This window comes from Bacillus cereus group sp. BfR-BA-01311 (genome assembly GCF_022664295.1).
Taxonomy (GTDB): domain Bacteria; phylum Bacillota; class Bacilli; order Bacillales; family Bacillaceae_G; genus Bacillus_A; species Bacillus_A cereus.
Map to the genome: position 1 here is coordinate 233,057 of NZ_JAKUHC010000001.1, position 16,904 is coordinate 249,960.

A 16,904-nucleotide genomic window follows, 5' to 3' on the forward strand; every position below is an offset into this window, starting at 1 on the left:
TGTGAATTTGTAGTATTTTTTTATATAATTCATTTCTTATCTTTCATGATTTGCATTTTTTATGTAATATATATACATAAGAAGATGTAGCGATTATCGAGAATAAAGAACTTCTTGTATAGACTAGGAGTGAATGGGAATGGATTTTGCAACAATTATTGGACTTATTTTAGGATTTGTAGCAGTGGTAGTAGGGATGGTCGTCAAGGGCGCTGACGTAACAGCCTTATTAAATCCTGCCGCAGCATTAATTATTTTTATCGGTACATTTGCTGCAGTATGTATTGCATTTCCGATGAATCAACTAAAAAGGGTTCCAAAACTATTTAAAGTTCTTTTTGGTTCAAATAAAAAGGATTTAAGTTATGAACAGTTGCTAGAATTATTTGTTCATTGGACATCTGAAAGTAGAAAATACGGTATTTTGTCTTTAGAGCAACAATTAGACAAAATTCAAGATGAATTTCTTTTGCGCGGTATGAAATTTGTGATTGATGGCGTATCCGCAGAAGATTTAGAGCAGATTTTGGAATCTGAATTAGAAGCAATTGAAGAAAGACATGCAAAGGGAGCTGCTATTTTTTCACAAGCTGGTACGTATGCACCGACATTAGGAGTTTTAGGTGCTGTTATCGGTCTTGTAGCTGCGCTTGGTAACTTAACTGATATTGAAAAGTTAGGTCATGCTATTTCGGGTGCGTTTATTGCAACGATTTTTGGTATTTTTTCAGGTTATGTATTATGGCATCCATTTGCAAATAAGTTAAAACAAAAATCTTCAGCTGAAATTGAGAAAAAACGTTTAATCATTGATTGTTTATTAATGTTACAAGAAGGTACATATCCGTTTATTATGAAGAACCGCATTTTAGGTGCACTTTCTGCAACTGAGCGTAAAAAGCTAGAAAAAGGAGCAGAAAAAAATGCGGAGTAAGAAAAATAGAAGAGGCAAAAAGAAAAAACATGATGAGCATATCGATGAAACGTGGTTAATCCCATATTCTGATATGTTAACGTTGTTATTTGCATTGTTTATCGTTTTATTCGCAATGAGTAGTATAGATGCTGCGAAGTTTAAACAGATGGCAGTTGCTTTTCGAAGTGAATTAGCTGGGGGAACAGGTAACAAAGAATTTTTAAGTGATCAAAAGCCAAATGATGAAAAAGAATTATCAGCAAGTAGCCTTGAGGCAGAACAAGCAAAAAAACAAGAAGAAGCTAGAGCTAAAGAAAAAAAAGAGATGGATGAATTGAAAGCATTACAAAAAAAGATTGATCAATATATTAATGAAAAACAATTATCTTCTTCTTTTCAAACTAAATTAACTGAAAAGGGATTAATGGTGACAATATTAGAAAATATACTGTTTGATTCGGGGAAAGCAGATGTGAAATTAGAATCTTTAGGGATTGCAAAAGAGATGTCTAGCTTACTTGTTTCAGCGTCACCTCGTGAAATTACAGTATCGGGTCATACGGATAATGTCCCTATTGCCAATGCGCAGTTTGCGTCGAATTGGGAATTAAGTACGCAGCGGGCAGTTAATTTTATGCAAGTATTACTGCAAAATAAAGAATTACAACCAGAAAAATTTAGTGCGATTGGATACGGAGAATACCGTTCAATTGCTCCAAACGATACACAAGAAGGAAAGGCAAAGAATAGACGTGTGGAAGTATTTATCTTGCCTTTAACAGAGAAAGTAAAATAAAAGAGGATGGCGAATGCCATCCTCTTTTATTTTACATCAAATGATTTTAAGTTGTCGCGACGGATTTTATCTTTTTCTGCATCTGATTTTTTGAAATCATAATCATATAAAGCGCCTTCCCAATCGCCATACATTGGATTCGGGAAAATAATGAATTTCTCACCAAATTGTGCTTTTGAATCTGCTACTGTTTGGTTACGATCTTTTACAGATTTTCCATCAAAACCTGTGAAATCAGATAAGTTATCACCGAAGAATAAGACAATATCATGGGTTTGAGAAACGAGTTCACGGCGTTTTTCTTTTCCTTTTTCTTTCGGATCTTGTAGTAATATATGTTCTTTCGTTGCTTGAGGAGCACCTACACGCTCAAGATTTTTAATTGTTGCATCTAGTTGATTCGTTTTACGATTTGAGATGTAGTAAATATCTACACCTTTAGACTCTGTATATTTTAAGAAATCAATTGCGCCTGGAAGGGCTTCAGCCTCAGCTTTGTTAATCCAATCATCCCATTTGTAAGGATAGCCTTTGCCTGTTTTTACGCTCATTGCCTGATGAGGACTGTTATCTAAAACAGTTTCGTCTAAATCAAGCACGATAGCAGGTTTTTTCTCTGTCCCTTTTGCAAGAATTGCATCAAGCTTTAATTGACCAATGTTGTACCCTTGGTAGTAAAGTGCTTTCGTTTCACCGGCTGTTTGATACCATAAATCAGCCATTAATTGTTGTTCTGTTAATTTTACTTTCTCTTCTTTCGCCACTGTTTTCTCTGGTGTTCCTGAACATGCTACAAGTGATGTAGATAGAACCGCTACAGATAATAAAGTGGTAATGCCCCTCTTCATCTTCATATGTATCCTCCTTGATGTTAGAAAATCATTTTATATTATATATTAAAATATAATATTTTTATATGAACATTTGCATATTGTCTTTTGTATATATAGTAGTATGTCCTATATTAGAAAGATGAGCAAAATAATAATAGCTGTTTTGACAAGTTTTATTGTCGTAATGACAATTATAATTGACAAAAAGAACTTTGTTATTTACAATTTTAACTAAATAGAACAAATGATGGATTCATGACGATGTTTACATATAAGAGGATGAAGCGTGGTGCTATATTTTGTCTTGAATAAACATAGTCTTTGAAAGAGAGTACGAATGATACTAAAGGGGAGGCTTTATACTTGAGTTTACAAATTCAAAACTTAACGAAACAATTTGGGGAATCAAAAGCAGTTAACGGTTTGCAAATTTCGTTACCAAAAGGTGAAGTACTAGGGTTACTTGGACGAAATGGTGCAGGGAAAACAACAACAATCAAAATGCTTCTCGGATTATTAACGCCTAATGAAGGTTCGATTACATGGGATGGAAAAGCATTTGGAAATAGTGGTGTAACAATTGGGTATTTACCAGAAGAAAGAGGTTTATATACAAAAAGTAGAGTAATAGATCAGCTGCGATATTTTGGTAGATTAGAAGGAATGTCGAAGAAAGAAGTGGATCACGCTATTGATCACTGGTTAGAGCGTTTAGCGATACCAGAATATAAATTTAAAACGGCTGGAGAGCTTTCAAAAGGGAATCAGCAAAAAATCCAATTAATTGCTGCTCTTCTTCATAATCCGGAACTTCTCATTTTAGATGAACCATTCAGCGGCCTTGATCCAGTTAATGCTGGGATGTTAGCTAGTATTATTGAAGAACAAGTACAGAGCGGAAAGACGATTATTTTATCAAGTCATCGTATGGAACAAGTAGAGGCTTTTTGCCAACATGTATGTATTTTGAAAAAAGGTGAAGCAGTCGTAAAAGGACAGCTAAGTGATATTAAGAAAGAATACGGTTTCCGTAATTTAACGATTGAAGATACAGTAGAGAATGAAAAGGGATTAGAAGCTATACATGTATCGTATGAAAAACAACAAGGCCTTCTTTATGTGAAAGTACAAGACGATGCGGAAGCTCTCAAGATTTTGCAACAGTTGCAAGAGCAAGGTGTTAGCTTACGACAATTCAAAATGTTAGAGCCGACGTTAAACGAAATCTTTGTAGAGAGGGCGAAATAACGATGCGTAAATTTTCTCACGTATTTTCATTTTATTTTAGGGAAGCGTTTTTATCTAAGAAATCATTAATTACGAGTGCGATTTTATTTTTAGTTGTGTTTGGGATTTTTGCATTTAATCATTTTACTTCAGGCGATGATAAAAATAAGGATAAAGATAAAATTGCAGTTGTAGTAGAGAGTTCCACATATAAAGTACAAAAAGATGAGCTAAATAAGCTATTGCCATCAGCGAAAATAACAATTGGTTCAAAGGATGATTTTGATAAACTGCATAAGCAAGTAGAAGAAGGCGATTTAGATGGTCTATTCCATGTGACGGAAAAGGGTGGGGCTCCATCGATTACATATATGTATAATGGATTTCCAAGCCAAGCAACTTCGGCAATTATGGCAGGATATTTAAAGCAACAATATACGATGGTGACGATTGCCAAAAATAATGTTTCACCAGAAATTGCACAGCAATTACAAACAGAAATTCAAGTAAAGCAAGAAGCGATAAAAGATCGTACATCTTCTTTCGGAATTGCCTATTTCTTTACATTTGCTTTATATATGTTTATTGTAGCGTTCGGAAATACAATCGCAATGAATATTGCATCTGAAAAGGCGTCACGTGTAATGGAAGTAATGCTTCCGAAAGTGAAGCCTCTTACGATGATGTATGCGAAAATTTTAGCGGTTGTTTCAACAGCGTTATTGCAACTTGTCATATTGGCGTGTGGTTATCTTATTCCATATTTGTTAGGTTGGGTCGATTTAGAAAGTGCCTCACTATTTGGTATTCCAATTGACTTTACGAAATTAGATGCAAAAGTTATCAGCATGTTTCTTGTTTATTTCATTACGGGATATTTACTTTATGCGATGATGTATGCTGCTGCTGGAGCTGTCGTGTCTAAGACGGAGGATTTACAAGCTGTATCTTTCCCGGTAATGATTTTAATTATGGCTGCATTCTTTATTAGTATTAAATCATTAAGTGATCCGAATAGTACTATCGTTGTTGTAAGTTCTTACGTTCCATTTTTTACACCGATGGTTACCTTCTCACGTATTGTAGCTGGTGAAGCAGGTATGCTAGAAATTACGATAACATTAGCAGTCTTATTGGCGACAATTGCAGTATTAAATGCTGTTACAAGCCGCATTTACGTAAACGGCGTAATGAATTACTCAGATAAAGTGAAATTTAAAGATTTAGCGAAATTTATAAAGCGTCAATAATGAGAGAAAAGCATGATTTCAATAGGAAATCATGCTTTTTCTTTATGTATAAATTAAAAATAGTATATAATAATAAGAGTCGTCTTTTAATAGAATGAATAAAAAGGAGGGTGTGCAGATGGGGATTAGTAGTCGTTTTACAGTAGGTGTTCATATGCTGACATTACTTGCGATAGATCGAAACTCTCGCTGTACCTCTGAATGGATTGCCGGTAGTGTGAATACAAATCCAGTTGTGATTCGTCGCATTACAGGAATGTTGAAGAGAGCAGGACTTGTTGATGTACAAGCTGGTAAAGGTGGTACGACACTTGCTCGAGATTTAGAAGAAATTACATTACTTGATGTATATAAAGCAGTGGAAGTTGTAGAAGAAGGACAGCTATTTTCCTTCCATGAAAATCCCAACATTGAATGTCCAGTAGGAGCTAATATTCAATCAGTATTAGAAATTATTTTAATGCAAGCGCAAGAAGCGATGGAAAACGTACTTGCAAATGTAACGGTAGATCAATTAGTTACAAATTTAAAGTCTAAAATGAAAGAATAAAAAAAGCGAGCTTCCTCATAATGAGGGCTCGCATTTTTTTATTTAGAAATATTGAAAATTCTATTTTTCAGTATTTAAAATGAATTTACCTACGATAGCTGCGAAGATACCACCAAGAATTGGTGCTACGATGAATACCCATAGTTGAGAAAGTGCTTCTCCACCAACAAATAAAGCTGGTGCGATACTACGAGCTGGGTTAACAGATGTTCCAGTTAACGGAATTCCTAATAAGTGAATTAAAACTAATGTGAAACCAATTACTAGTCCAGCTAAAGAAGAACTTCCTTTTTTACCTGTTACAGCAACGATAACTAAAATAAATACGAAAGTTAAAATGAACTCAACTAAAAATGCTCCAGATAAACCCAGAGTTCCGAAACCATTTTGTCCTAAATTATCTAAAGGTGTTTTAGCAGATTTTAAAATTGTTACTAACGTTGCAGTTCCTAATAAACCACCTAAAATTTGAGCTAATACATAATAACAAAGTTCCATAGCGTTCATTCGTTTGTTGATGAACATAGCTACTGATACTGCTGGGTTAATGTGACATCCAGAAATTGTTCCGATGCTATATGCCATAGCTACAATAGATAAGCCGAAAGCCATAGCGATTCCTAATGTTCCGATTCCTTCAATTCCGCCGCCAGTGACAGCTACTCCAGTTCCGAATAATACAAGTACAAATGTACCAATAAATTCAGCGATTGCTTTTTTTAACATAATTTACCTCCTATTAATGCGCATGAAACGTATTATAACATAAGTTTTAGTATAAACAGCCAATGAAATACTATTCTGATAAGGCGAAATAGGGGGACAATAAAAAAGAGTATGGTTCATCTCTATAGAACCATACCCTTTTTTTATGCCGATTTTTTCTGTTTAACGACTGGAACAGAACGGTTTAAAATACTATTTGCAACCATTCCTAACATGATAATAATCATTCCGATGAGAGAAAGTCCTCCAGGGAGTGAACCATTTAAGAAAATGATTTCTCCAAGTACGGTAAAGACCATCGTTCCAGCTTGTGTTGCTTCAACAGCTCCAAGTAGAGCGAGGTTATCTTTTGCTAAGTCAGTAGCAAAGAAAAAGGTCATCGTTGCAATAACGCCGGAACATAATGCTAACAAAAATCCTTGAAGCATTTGGTTGGATGTTGGAATGCCAGTAGTAGAAAATCCGTATATACCAAGCAAGATTGTTATAGGAAGACTTCCAATTGCCATTCCTAATACACGTTGGAACGTATCAAGGCGTCCACCAACAAGCTCCATCATTTTTCGGTTACCGAACGGATATAAGAAAGCGGCTAATACGACAGGTAAAAAACCTGAAATGAACTGAGTCATTGTAATATGGCCTGCGGCAGTTGCTTGCATACAAATTACACCAAGTAAAATAAATAATGCAACATATAAGCTACGAAGTGGAATTTTTCCGCGTACAAGTTTCGTACCTGATTTTGTTTCTATTTTCACGAAAAATAGTGGTGATAGTAGTAAACCAGCTAAAATCGTAACTTGCCAAGTTCCAGCAACGAGCCAAGCTGGAGAAAAGACAGCTGAGAAACTTAATAAAGAATAAAAACCAATACCGGCAACAGAACCCCATCCGATCCATGCCAATGGATGTTTTTTTAACTCTTCCCATAATCCCCTAAAGTTTTTGCGAAATAAAACGATAAGGAATAAAATAGGAAGAGCAAATAAAAAACGGAAGGAAGCTGTCCAAGCCCAGCTCGTTCCAGATACATTCATTGCTCTATTAATAATAAAGGTTGCAGAAAAAAAGGCCGATGATAAAAGACCTAATAAAATTGCGCGCATGAAGTATAGCACTCCTTTCGAAAATAAATAATTATGTATAGTATGATATACTTTTAATTGTTAAAAGTAAACTATTTTATACCTTGAGGTGGTTTTATATATGAAAGAAAATGAAGATATGCAAACGAAAGAAGTCATTCAACAAGTTGGACAGTTATTGAGACAAATTCGAAATGAACAGAAATTAAGTTTAGAAGAATTAGCCCATAAAACAGGAGTTAGTAAATTAACATTAGGAAAGATAGAAAGAGGGGAAACAAATCCGACACTAGCTGTCATTTGGAAAATAACGAAAGGGTTATCAATTCCTTTATCCAGATTAATGGTTGCTGGAGAACCTGTAGCTGTTGCGCGCTGTGGAGAAGGATTTGCAGTAGATGAAGGACAAGCGTGGCATTTAGAAACGATGTTCCGTTATACGAAAGAAACAGGGATGGAAATGCACCGTGCTTGTTTACGATCAAATAGTATATATGAGCCAGAAGCTCATCATGAAGGTGCGATTGAGCTTGTAACGGTAATGAAAGGGAAAGTGTCTATTCAAGTGGAGAATGATGTATACGAATTAAATGAGTTTGATTCCATTCAATTTGAAGCGAATAAGAAGCATATTTATAAAAATGAAGAAGAAGAAGTGGCGGTATTACATTTAACGATGAAATATTCTTCATGAAAAAATCACCTATAGGATTCTATAGGTGATTTGCTCTTCTTAAGTATGTGAAATGATGCCATTAGTACGAACGTGGCATAAGTAATAAACAAATGAAATAAACTAAAAATCCTGTCCCAAAACATAAAACAGCAATAACCCAAATGATACGAATAAGAGTAGAGCTAATATCAAAATATTCTCCTAAACCACCACATATACCAAATAGCATTTTATCAGTTTCGGATTTACATAACCTTTTTGACATATTCCAATCAACTCCTTTTTATATCAAACTGCATACTTTTATTCTATATGGAAATTTATGAGAAGACTATGGGGTTGTATTACATTTTTTTGTGAGAAGCGATCGTATTAATTGTCTTAATTTTCAGTGGATATTAAACTTGTAGTTATGAGGTGATTTTTAATAAAGGGTGGGGAAATAGAGATGACAGTATATTGGTTGACTAACGTAATGCTTGAATCAGGATATACATATGAAGAAGAGAGAATTTCACAAACAGAAACAGAATTATGCAGTTTACTTATTGAAGATGGTCGAATTAAAAAAATTATAAAAGGGATTGTTCAAGAGGAAGATATAGTAACTTTTGATGCTAAGAACTTATTAATGTTGCCAGCTTTCAAAGAGATGCACATTCACATTGATAAAACATATTATAGTGGCCCATGGAAAGCTTGTATGCCAGCAGAAAGTATTTTTACACGTTTTAATGAAGAAGAAAAAATTTTACCAAAGCAATTAGCGACTGCTCAAAATAGAGCGGAAAATATGCTAGAGTTACTACTGCAAAATGGTGCAACGAATATTAGAACGCATTGTAATGTTGATCCAATTATTGGGCTTGGTAATTTGGAGGCGACGTTAGCGGCATTAGAAACATATAAAAATCGAGTATCTAGTAGAATTGTTGCGTTTCCGCAACATGGATTATTGCGCAGTAATTCTGTGCAACTCGTGAAAGATGCGATGCGTATGGGTGCTCATCTAGTCGGAGGAGTAGATCCAGCTACAGTGGATAATGACATTGAAAAGTCATTACATACAATTATGGATATCGCAGTAGAATTTAATGCGGATGTTGATATTCATTTGCACGATGCGAATAATCTTGGAACGTTTACGATGAAGAGATTGGCAAGTTTAACAGAAGAAGCAGGATGGCAAGGCCGTGTAACGATTAGTCATGCACTTGGACTTGGTGGTGTTACTGATAAAGAGGCTGAAGAAGTGGCAGAAAGACTCGCAAATGTAAATATTGATATTACTTCAACAGTGCCAATTGGTAAACAAGTAATCCCAATTCCGTTATTAGATAAAAAATGTGTTACGGTTTCATTAGGCAATGATAGCATTACAGATCATTGGTCACCGTTTGGAACAGGTGATATGCTTCAAAAGGCGAATCGATTAGCAGAGCGTTTTGGGTGGAGTGACGAAAGGTCTTTAGGAAAAGCACTCCGCTTTATTACAGGAGGAAAAGAAACGTTAAATAAGGAAGGGAAGCGAGTATGGCCGAATGTAGGGGATGAAGCGAGCTTTGTTTTGACGAATGCGACATGCGCTGCTGAAGCAGTAGCGCGTCAAACAGAAAAACGTTTAGTCGTGTATAAAGGAAATATTGTTGTTGGAAGTTTAAATGAGGTGGAATTAAATAATCTTGTGTAGAAGAATCGTTTAAATATTTTGAGGAGGGTTCTAATGGTGAGTATAGAACTCTTCTTTTTTATTCTTACAATATATTTTTATAGGAAAGCTAGAAGGGATGAAAAAATTGGACAATCAACATAACCAAAATCATATTATGGGAACTTTACAATGGTTTATATTTTTATTAGCGAATTCAATCGCACTACCAATTGTCGTTGGCGGATTATTTCATCTTACGACGGAAGAAATATTTTATTTAATGCAGCGTACGTTTTTTGTAGTTGGTATATCTTCTTTTTTACAAGGATGGCTTGGGCATAGACTACCAATTGCGGATGGGCCGGCTGGATCTTGGGTTGGTGTATTTACCGTACTTGCTTATGCAACGGCCGGACAAGATCAATTACATAGTACACTGCAAATTTTAGAATTAGGAATGATAATCTCCGGTATTATTTTAATAGGTTTAGGAGTAACTGGTTTTATAGGACGTATTTTATTTTTATTTACGCCGCTTGTGACAGGGACGTTTTTACTTTTATTATGTTTACAATTAAGTGGTGTATTTTTAAAAGGAATGTTAGGAATTACAGCTACTATTTCTCAAATCGACGGATTTACAGCAATGATCGCGTTTAGTATATTTCTGTTCGTTATTATACTATCTAATTTTGGAAAAGGCTTTGTCAAAAGTTATGCAGTTTTAATAGGATTAATTAGTGGGTGGATTATTTTTCTCATTGCAGGAAAAGTGACAATCCCATCTCAAGTAACTCATTTTGTGCAACTTCCACATATATTTGCTTGGGGACTTCCAAAATGGAATACAGGTATGGCTGTATCAAGTTTTGTTATGGTATGTATTTTAGTTTCGAATACGGTGGCAGCTATTATAGCAATTAATCAAGCAACTATTCATAAAGCGACTATTGAACAAAAACAGTTGAAAGATGGAACATGGGTTGGGGGGATTTCGCATATCATCTCTTCTGTATTTTCAACTGTAGGTGTCGTTCCGTTACCAGCAACGGCAGGATTTATACGTTTAACAAAACAAAAATATATCCGATCGTTCTTAATGGCATGTGCGTTACTAGTCGTAATGTCTCTTTTTCCAAGTATTATTCGTTACTTAGCATCTTTACCATCAGCTGTCGCATCGGCTGTTTTAATGGCTTCGTTCGTACAGTTAATTGGAATTGGATTTAATAATATAAAACAAGTGCCGATGAGTGAAAGGAATGTAACGATTTTAGGCGTTGCAGTATTATTTGGCAGCGGCGTTATGTTTTTACCGTCTGGAGCACTCCAATCCTTGCCGTCTGTTATGCAATATATATTCGGTAATGGCTTATTTGTAGGTACGGTTGTAAGTATATTGCTAGAACAAATATGGCGCGTTGGAAAGTAAGTGGATAAAAAGAGTGTACGCACTGTATAAAAGTCTAAAATAACATAGGAAATAAAGCCCATTTTCATTCACCACCTGCACATTTCGTTCATACAATATCTTGACTAAATAAACACCCAACTTACACATACACAGCTCTGGCTTAAGCAAGGAGGGTTATACCAGTTGAAGGAAAAAGCGTATCAATCTAAACCTTTACTCACAAAGAGAGAGAGAGAAGTATTTGAATTGCTGGTTCAAGATAAAACAACGAAGGAAATTGCAGGTGAACTTTTTATAAGTGAAAAGACAGTTCGCAACCACATCTCAAACGCAATGCAAAAGCTAGGGGTTAAAGGACGTTCACAAGCAGTTGTGGAGCTTCTTCGTATGGGAGAGCTCGAATTATAAGAAAGCAGCCGACTTTTATATAAAAGTCGGCTATTTTTTTGTTTGCTTCACTTGCTATATGAATGATAAAAACGTTTCATACATAAATAGGTAATAAGGAGGGGATATGTTGAAAAGGATACTGTTAGTTTCAACAAGTGCTCATGATATGAATGGACACCCGACTGGTTTGTGGCTTGAAGAGCTCGCAGCTCCTTATCATGTATTAAAAAAGGCTAAGTTTGATGTTGATATTGTGTCAATAAAAGGCGGGAGAGTACCTATAGATAGAGTGTCTATTCCGAATGGTATACCTCGCGAATTCAAGCATGTAGCTTCTTTATTGCAAAATACGAAGCCGATTTCAAATGTTCATTTTTCGGATTATGATGCGGTTTTATTTGGTGGTGGGCACGGGGCGATTGTAGATTTTCCAGGTAATCCATATGTAGCAAATTTGATTGAGAATATGTATAACAATAACCGGATTGTAGCGGCTGTTTGTCACGGAGTAAGCTCTTTAGTCGGTGTGAAAAATAAGGATGGCTCGTTTTTTGTTGCGGGTAAGCGTATAACAGGTTATACAAACGATGAAGAAAGAGCTGTACATTTAGAAAAGCGCGTTCCGTTTTTGCTAGAAAGTAAGTTGAAAGAAGAAGGAGCTTTGTTTTATGTAGCCCCCAATTTTACGCCGCATGTAGTAGTAGATGGTCATTTAATTACAGGACAAAATCCACAGTCTAGCGTGGAAATAGGTAAGGCTATAAAAAGGGCTGTAAATAAATTATAGAAAAAGTACCCGCTACTAACAAAGGTAGTGGGTATTTTTATCCCTCTATTTGCCGGGCAGTAGGACCCCCACTGATTAAAGTTTCACTGTATTCTAAAATTCCCGCCTCGAAATTGGTTTGTAACCGTCCAGTTGGTAATAATTGATTATAGTTTTTTATGTATAGTATATGAAAATGTAATAAACTAAAAAGGCATAGTGAGTATAATAACTTCATTTATAATCATTCGTGAATTTGCTATACTATTTTGTATGGACAAAAGGGGAGGCTCTTTTAAATGAGAAAAGTCGCATGTGCAAATACTTATATTAATAAAATAAAGCCCATTATTAGAAAGACAAGTTTTAGCCAATTGAAAATAGATGAAATTGCGAAATATATGGATATTAGTAAAGCTACTTTATATAAACGTTTTTCTTCGAAAGATGAAATTATTGAGGCGGTAGTAGAGGATTTCATGAACTATCTACTCGAAGGTGATGCGGATAATCAAGATGAAAGTATGTCATTTACAGAACGTTTCCAAAAGACGTTTATCCATTCTTTAAAATGTGTGACATATATTTCGGATGTTTTTTTGCAAGATTTGAAAGAAGCATATCCGCATTTGTCGGATCAATTAGTCGCTGCCCAACAAAATCGTAACCATAATTTGCAAATGTTTTTTGAAGCGGGTATGGAACAAGGTTATTTTAATAAAATGAATGCACAATTATTTATGGTACAAGATGATGTGATGTTAAGACGTATTATAGATCATTCTTTTTGTATTCAGTACGATATTACGTTAAAGAAAGCGATACTTGATTTTTATCAATTAAAGAAGTATCAACTTTTTAAACCAGAGTATATAGAAGCAATTGATGATTCTGAAATTGAAAAAGAAGTTATTGCTATTTTGCAAATGATTTCGTAAAAAAGCAGATCTCCCTTAATAGAGGAGAATCTGCTTTTTTAGTACATATTATTTTTGCAACTGTTTTAATACTAATTCGGCTACTAGACCACCTGAAGCTGGGTTTTGACCAGTGATAACACGATTATCTTCTAGAGCATAAGCTTCCCACGGTTGCGCGGCTTTTTCGTAAAGTCCTCCATTTTTAATGAGTTCATCTTCTGTTAAAAATGGAACGAATTGATCTAATTCAGCTAATTTTTCTTCTTCATTTGAAAAGCCTGTTACCTTCTTACCGCTAATTAAACGATCCCCATTGCTTAATGTAATATGAAATAAACCAGCAGCTCCATGACAAACCGAAGAAACAATTCCGCCGTTTTCATAAATATTGCGGCTAATATTTTGAAGTTCTTTATTTTCTGGGAAGTCCCAAATAACCCCGTGGCCACCTGCGTAATAAATAACAGCGTAGTCTTCTGGATTCACTTCACTTGGTTTCATTGTAGAACCGAGGCGATTCATAAACTCTTTCTTTTGATACCATTCCCAATCGATACTCTCCGCCATTGCTAAACTATGTGGATCAATTGGTGTATAACCGCCTTGTGGACTGACGTAATCAACTTCGTAACCCGCTTCTTCTACTTTTTTTACGAAATGTACAGCTTCACCAAGCCAAAGTCCGGTAGCCCTATTTAAATTTGGGTATTTTTCTACGCTTGTTAATACAACTAACATTTTTCTCTTCATCATAATCCTCCTATAATGTCTCTTCTATATAAAAGTTCTGTATGCGTTTCATTTTATTAAGTTAAAAAATGTAAATTTGAATAATCATGCCAGTCCTCCTTATATCGGCTTCGAAATTAGTGTATAATAACTTTCGAACAAAGTAAACTAAAAAGGCTTAATTAGTTTACTTTGTATATTTTTCGTTGACAAACTGTAATGCTGAAACTATGATAGTTCCATGAATATCGAACAACATACGTGTTTCGTTTCGAATTCAATTTACCCCGCATTAACGGGCAGTAAGACCTCCATCTCAAAATTCAGCGGAAGCAAAGAAGTTAGGTGGGGGTTGGGCTGCCCGTAAAAGCCCGATTGGTGAGGGCTAATAATCAGTGGGAGATGAACACAAACCGCACTGATTAAAGTTGCTAATTTATCGCACGATAAATTAGCAACTTTTACACATTTAATGAAGTTGTTTAGTGGTGATACAACATTTAAATAAGTTCATTTTTTATCTATAGTTTGATAGTTTTAAAATTGCAATCAGGAGAGTGTTACACATGGGGAAAGATATAAGAAACCATTCGAAATGGTTTGTTTTTACATTATGTTTTATTGTTTTGTTAGGACCGATGAACGCTGTGTTATTTAATGTAGCGCTAGAGGATATTGCCAATGATTTATCAATTAGTCAATCGAAAGTAAGCTGGGTTGTAGTAGGGTATTCCTTAGTTGTCGGTATTGGTTCGATAATATATGGAAAGCTGGCTGATCGTTACAGTGTAAAAAGACTATTAATTATTTCTATTATCATATTTGTAGCTGGTTCTATTGTTGGATTTATGAATCAATCTTATGAAATTATCATTTTCGCAAGGTTAGTGCAGGCGAGCGGGGGAGCAGCGTTTATTGCGCTTAGTATGATTGCGGTGGCGAAATTAGTTGCTCCAGCTAAAAAACCAGGTGCGTTAGCAATGATTAGTTCTTCTATTGCATTAGCGGTTGGTATTGGACCTTTAGTAGGTGGGGCAATTACAAATACGTTAGGGTGGCCGTATTTATTTTTATTTATGGTTATTTCAATGATTGGTATTTTCTTACTCGTAAAATTTATGCCAGAAGAGGCGCGACATACAGATGAAGTGTTTCGCTTTGATTTCATTGGAGCAGTTTTATTATTTGTATTGATTACGACCATTTTATTAGGAGTTAATATTAATAGTTGGCTTTTTGTGTTATCTGTTGTTTTTCTATTTTTATTTAAGGCTCATATGAAGAGAACAGAGTCGCCGTTTATTGATATTGAGTTATTTACAAATAAACCATTACTTCGTTTAATAGCGGTCGGATTTATCATTAATGTGGCGTTATGTGCTAGTTTATTATTATTACCATTACTGTTAGGAAGAGGACATGGATTGTCTCCATTCGTTATTGGAATTGTATTGTTTATTGCATCTCTCTTTGGTATTGTATCTAGTTTTATTACCGGAAAGATTATTCCTTCGTTTGGGAATGTGAAGATGATGTATGTAGCTTCTGTAGTTATGATCATTGGCTTTTTAATTTTAGGGATTATTCCGGACGGGAACTTACTCTTTATTTTATTTGCGGTTATTTTAACATTTATGAGTTATTCGGCAATTCAAGTATCATTAAACACATTTATCCCGAAAACATTAAATCCAGCTAAAGTTGGAGTCGGTCTTGGTTTATATAATTTAATTAACTTTTTCGGTATGGCATTTGGACCAGCTGTAGCGAGCAAAATTATGGAATCTACAAATAGTTATCGATTGAATTTTATTTTGATCGTCATTTTAATTGCTGCTCATTTCTTCTTATTGATGGGAATGTCTTCTTTTCAAAAAAAGATGGAGCAATGAATATGCACTTTATATAGAAGAAACCGACTTTCTTATAGAAGGTCGGTTATTTTTCTATCTTGCAAATTACGAAAAAAAGGAGCAAAATAAAAAAGGTCCTAGTCTATACATGGGAAAATGAAAATTTTCATACAGAAGCATTTGAAGTGAGCGAACTTAAAGTGTGTAAAATATAATGATAAACATAAAAGATGATGAATGAGAAAACGGGTGATGAAGTTGAATAGAGCAATCGGTGTTATCGATTCAGGAGTTGGCGGTTTAACAGTAGCGAAGGAATTAATTCGTCAGTTGCCGAAAGAGCGTATCATATATTTAGGAGATACAGCACGTTGTCCTTATGGTCCACGTTCTCGAGAAGAAGTACGTCAATTTACGTGGGAAATGACAGAGCATTTACTAGACTTAAATATTAAAATGTTAGTTATTGCGTGTAATACAGCAACTGCAGTTGTATTAGAAGAGATGCAAAAACAATTACCAATTCCAGTAGTAGGAGTTATTCACCCAGGATCACGTACAGCTTTAAAAGTGACAAACACGTATCACGTTGGGATTATTGGAACGATTGGAACGGTGAAAAGTGGTGCATACGAAGAGGCGTTAAAGTCTATTAATAACCGTGTTATGGTAGAAAGTTTAGCTTGTCCACCTTTCGTTGAACTTGTAGAGAGTGGGAATTTCGAAAGTGAAATGGCGTATGAAGTTGTAAGAGAAACGCTGCAACCACTGAAAAGTACCGATATTGATACACTTATATTAGGGTGTACACATTATCCGATTTTAGGACCTGTTATTAAAAAAGTAATGGGAGATAAAGTGCAACTAATTAGTTCTGGTGATGAAACAGCACGTGAAGTAAGTACAATCTTATATCATAGTAAAATGTTGAATGAAGGAGAAGAACAAAGCGATCATCTCTTCTTAACAACAGGAAAAATAGGCTTGTTTAAAGAAATTGCATCAAAATGGTTCGGTCAACCGATTGAAAATGTGAAGCATATTCATTTAGAAAAAGAATAATAGTAGAATTTATATAAGTGAGCTCCTGAGAAATCAGGAGTTTTTGTTTTATCTTGC

Annotated in this window: 18 protein-coding genes; 13 read left to right on the top strand and 5 right to left on the bottom strand. The window is 35.0% G+C overall.

Going from position 1 to position 16,904, the window contains the following annotated elements:
• Positions 1 to 139: 139 nt before the first annotated feature.
• On the top strand, positions 140 to 934 hold the full coding sequence (motA, locus tag MR136_RS01255; protein ID WP_000344859.1) for a flagellar motor stator protein MotA: 795 nt from the start codon (positions 140 to 142) through the stop codon (positions 932 to 934).
• Positions 924 to 1,712, top strand: a complete 789-nt coding sequence (gene motB / locus MR136_RS01260; protein WP_001256734.1) for a flagellar motor protein MotB — start codon at positions 924 to 926, stop codon at positions 1,710 to 1,712. The genes motA and motB overlap by 11 nt, the downstream gene beginning before the upstream one ends.
• A gap of 26 nt (positions 1,713 to 1,738) precedes the next feature.
• Here the strand turns inward: motB and MR136_RS01265 are convergent, their stop codons facing one another.
• A complete protein-coding gene (locus MR136_RS01265) occupies positions 1,739 to 2,566 on the bottom strand; it encodes a 5'-nucleotidase, lipoprotein e(P4) family (RefSeq protein WP_000782767.1) in 828 nt (275 codons plus the stop codon).
• A gap of 342 nt (positions 2,567 to 2,908) precedes the next feature.
• Here MR136_RS01265 and MR136_RS01270 point away from each other — a divergent pair, with 342 nt between their 5' ends.
• The 3 genes from MR136_RS01270 to MR136_RS01280 all read left to right on the top strand — a co-directional run bounded on the left by MR136_RS01270 (position 2,909) and on the right by MR136_RS01280 (position 5,572).
• The gene (locus tag MR136_RS01270; protein WP_000058117.1) at positions 2,909 to 3,793 is read left to right on the top strand and encodes an ABC transporter ATP-binding protein; all 885 of its coding nucleotides are present in this window, start codon (positions 2,909 to 2,911) and stop codon (positions 3,791 to 3,793) included.
• A gap of 2 nt (positions 3,794 to 3,795) precedes the next feature.
• Positions 3,796 to 5,022 (top strand): ABC transporter permease, encoded by a 1,227-nt coding sequence (locus tag MR136_RS01275; RefSeq protein ID WP_001224980.1) that lies wholly within the window; start codon positions 3,796 to 3,798, stop codon positions 5,020 to 5,022.
• Between the two features lie 118 nt (positions 5,023 to 5,140).
• On the top strand, positions 5,141 to 5,572 hold the full coding sequence (locus MR136_RS01280; protein WP_000512998.1) for an Rrf2 family transcriptional regulator: 432 nt from the start codon (positions 5,141 to 5,143) through the stop codon (positions 5,570 to 5,572).
• Positions 5,573 to 5,632: 60 nt separating this feature from the next.
• Here the strand turns inward: MR136_RS01280 and MR136_RS01285 are convergent, their stop codons facing one another.
• Both MR136_RS01285 and MR136_RS01290 read right to left on the bottom strand, forming a co-directional pair.
• Positions 5,633 to 6,298: an aquaporin gene (locus tag MR136_RS01285; RefSeq protein WP_000913213.1), complete on the bottom strand. Its 666-nt coding sequence runs from the start codon at positions 6,296 to 6,298 to the stop codon at positions 5,633 to 5,635.
• 143 nt (positions 6,299 to 6,441) lie between these two features.
• Positions 6,442 to 7,407 (bottom strand): DMT family transporter, encoded by a 966-nt coding sequence (locus MR136_RS01290; protein WP_001201636.1) that lies wholly within the window; start codon positions 7,405 to 7,407, stop codon positions 6,442 to 6,444.
• A gap of 100 nt (positions 7,408 to 7,507) precedes the next feature.
• Here MR136_RS01290 and MR136_RS01295 point away from each other — a divergent pair, with 100 nt between their 5' ends.
• Complete coding sequence (locus MR136_RS01295) at positions 7,508 to 8,080, top strand: helix-turn-helix domain-containing protein (protein WP_000661920.1); 573 nt, start codon at positions 7,508 to 7,510, stop codon at positions 8,078 to 8,080.
• A gap of 61 nt (positions 8,081 to 8,141) precedes the next feature.
• Here MR136_RS01295 and MR136_RS01300 read toward each other — a convergent pair whose 3' ends face one another.
• Complete coding sequence (locus MR136_RS01300; RefSeq protein ID WP_000044334.1) at positions 8,142 to 8,327, bottom strand: PspC domain-containing protein; 186 nt, start codon at positions 8,325 to 8,327, stop codon at positions 8,142 to 8,144.
• Between the two features lie 183 nt (positions 8,328 to 8,510).
• On the opposite strand from MR136_RS01300, the gene MR136_RS01305 reads away from it, so the two are divergent.
• From MR136_RS01305 to MR136_RS01325, 5 genes are all read left to right on the top strand, one after another.
• Positions 8,511 to 9,752 (top strand): amidohydrolase family protein, encoded by a 1,242-nt coding sequence (locus MR136_RS01305; protein ID WP_242259241.1) that lies wholly within the window; start codon positions 8,511 to 8,513, stop codon positions 9,750 to 9,752.
• Between the two features lie 97 nt (positions 9,753 to 9,849).
• A complete protein-coding gene (locus MR136_RS01310; RefSeq protein ID WP_000732140.1) occupies positions 9,850 to 11,145 on the top strand; it encodes a purine/pyrimidine permease in 1,296 nt (431 codons plus the stop codon).
• Positions 11,146 to 11,310: 165 nt separating this feature from the next.
• The gene (gene gerE, locus MR136_RS01315) at positions 11,311 to 11,535 is read left to right on the top strand and encodes a spore germination transcription factor GerE (RefSeq protein ID WP_000659484.1); all 225 of its coding nucleotides are present in this window, start codon (positions 11,311 to 11,313) and stop codon (positions 11,533 to 11,535) included.
• A 106-nt stretch (positions 11,536 to 11,641) separates the two neighbouring features.
• Positions 11,642 to 12,304 (top strand): type 1 glutamine amidotransferase domain-containing protein, encoded by a 663-nt coding sequence (locus MR136_RS01320; RefSeq protein ID WP_000919607.1) that lies wholly within the window; start codon positions 11,642 to 11,644, stop codon positions 12,302 to 12,304.
• Between the two features lie 278 nt (positions 12,305 to 12,582).
• Complete coding sequence (locus tag MR136_RS01325) at positions 12,583 to 13,221, top strand: TetR/AcrR family transcriptional regulator (RefSeq protein ID WP_001233006.1); 639 nt, start codon at positions 12,583 to 12,585, stop codon at positions 13,219 to 13,221.
• A 48-nt stretch (positions 13,222 to 13,269) separates the two neighbouring features.
• Here the strand turns inward: MR136_RS01325 and MR136_RS01330 are convergent, their stop codons facing one another.
• Positions 13,270 to 13,953 carry a type 1 glutamine amidotransferase domain-containing protein gene (locus tag MR136_RS01330; protein WP_000823847.1) on the bottom strand — a complete coding sequence of 228 codons (684 nt, stop codon included), beginning with the start codon at positions 13,951 to 13,953 and terminating at the stop codon, positions 13,270 to 13,272.
• Positions 13,954 to 14,498: 545 nt separating this feature from the next.
• Between MR136_RS01330 and MR136_RS01335 the strand changes: the two genes are divergently transcribed.
• Complete coding sequence (locus MR136_RS01335) at positions 14,499 to 15,824, top strand: MFS transporter (RefSeq protein ID WP_000513854.1); 1,326 nt, start codon at positions 14,499 to 14,501, stop codon at positions 15,822 to 15,824.
• 213 nt (positions 15,825 to 16,037) lie between these two features.
• Positions 16,038 to 16,847 (top strand): glutamate racemase, encoded by an 810-nt coding sequence (gene racE, locus MR136_RS01340; protein ID WP_000774005.1) that lies wholly within the window; start codon positions 16,038 to 16,040, stop codon positions 16,845 to 16,847.
• Positions 16,848 to 16,904: the final 57 nt, after the last annotated feature.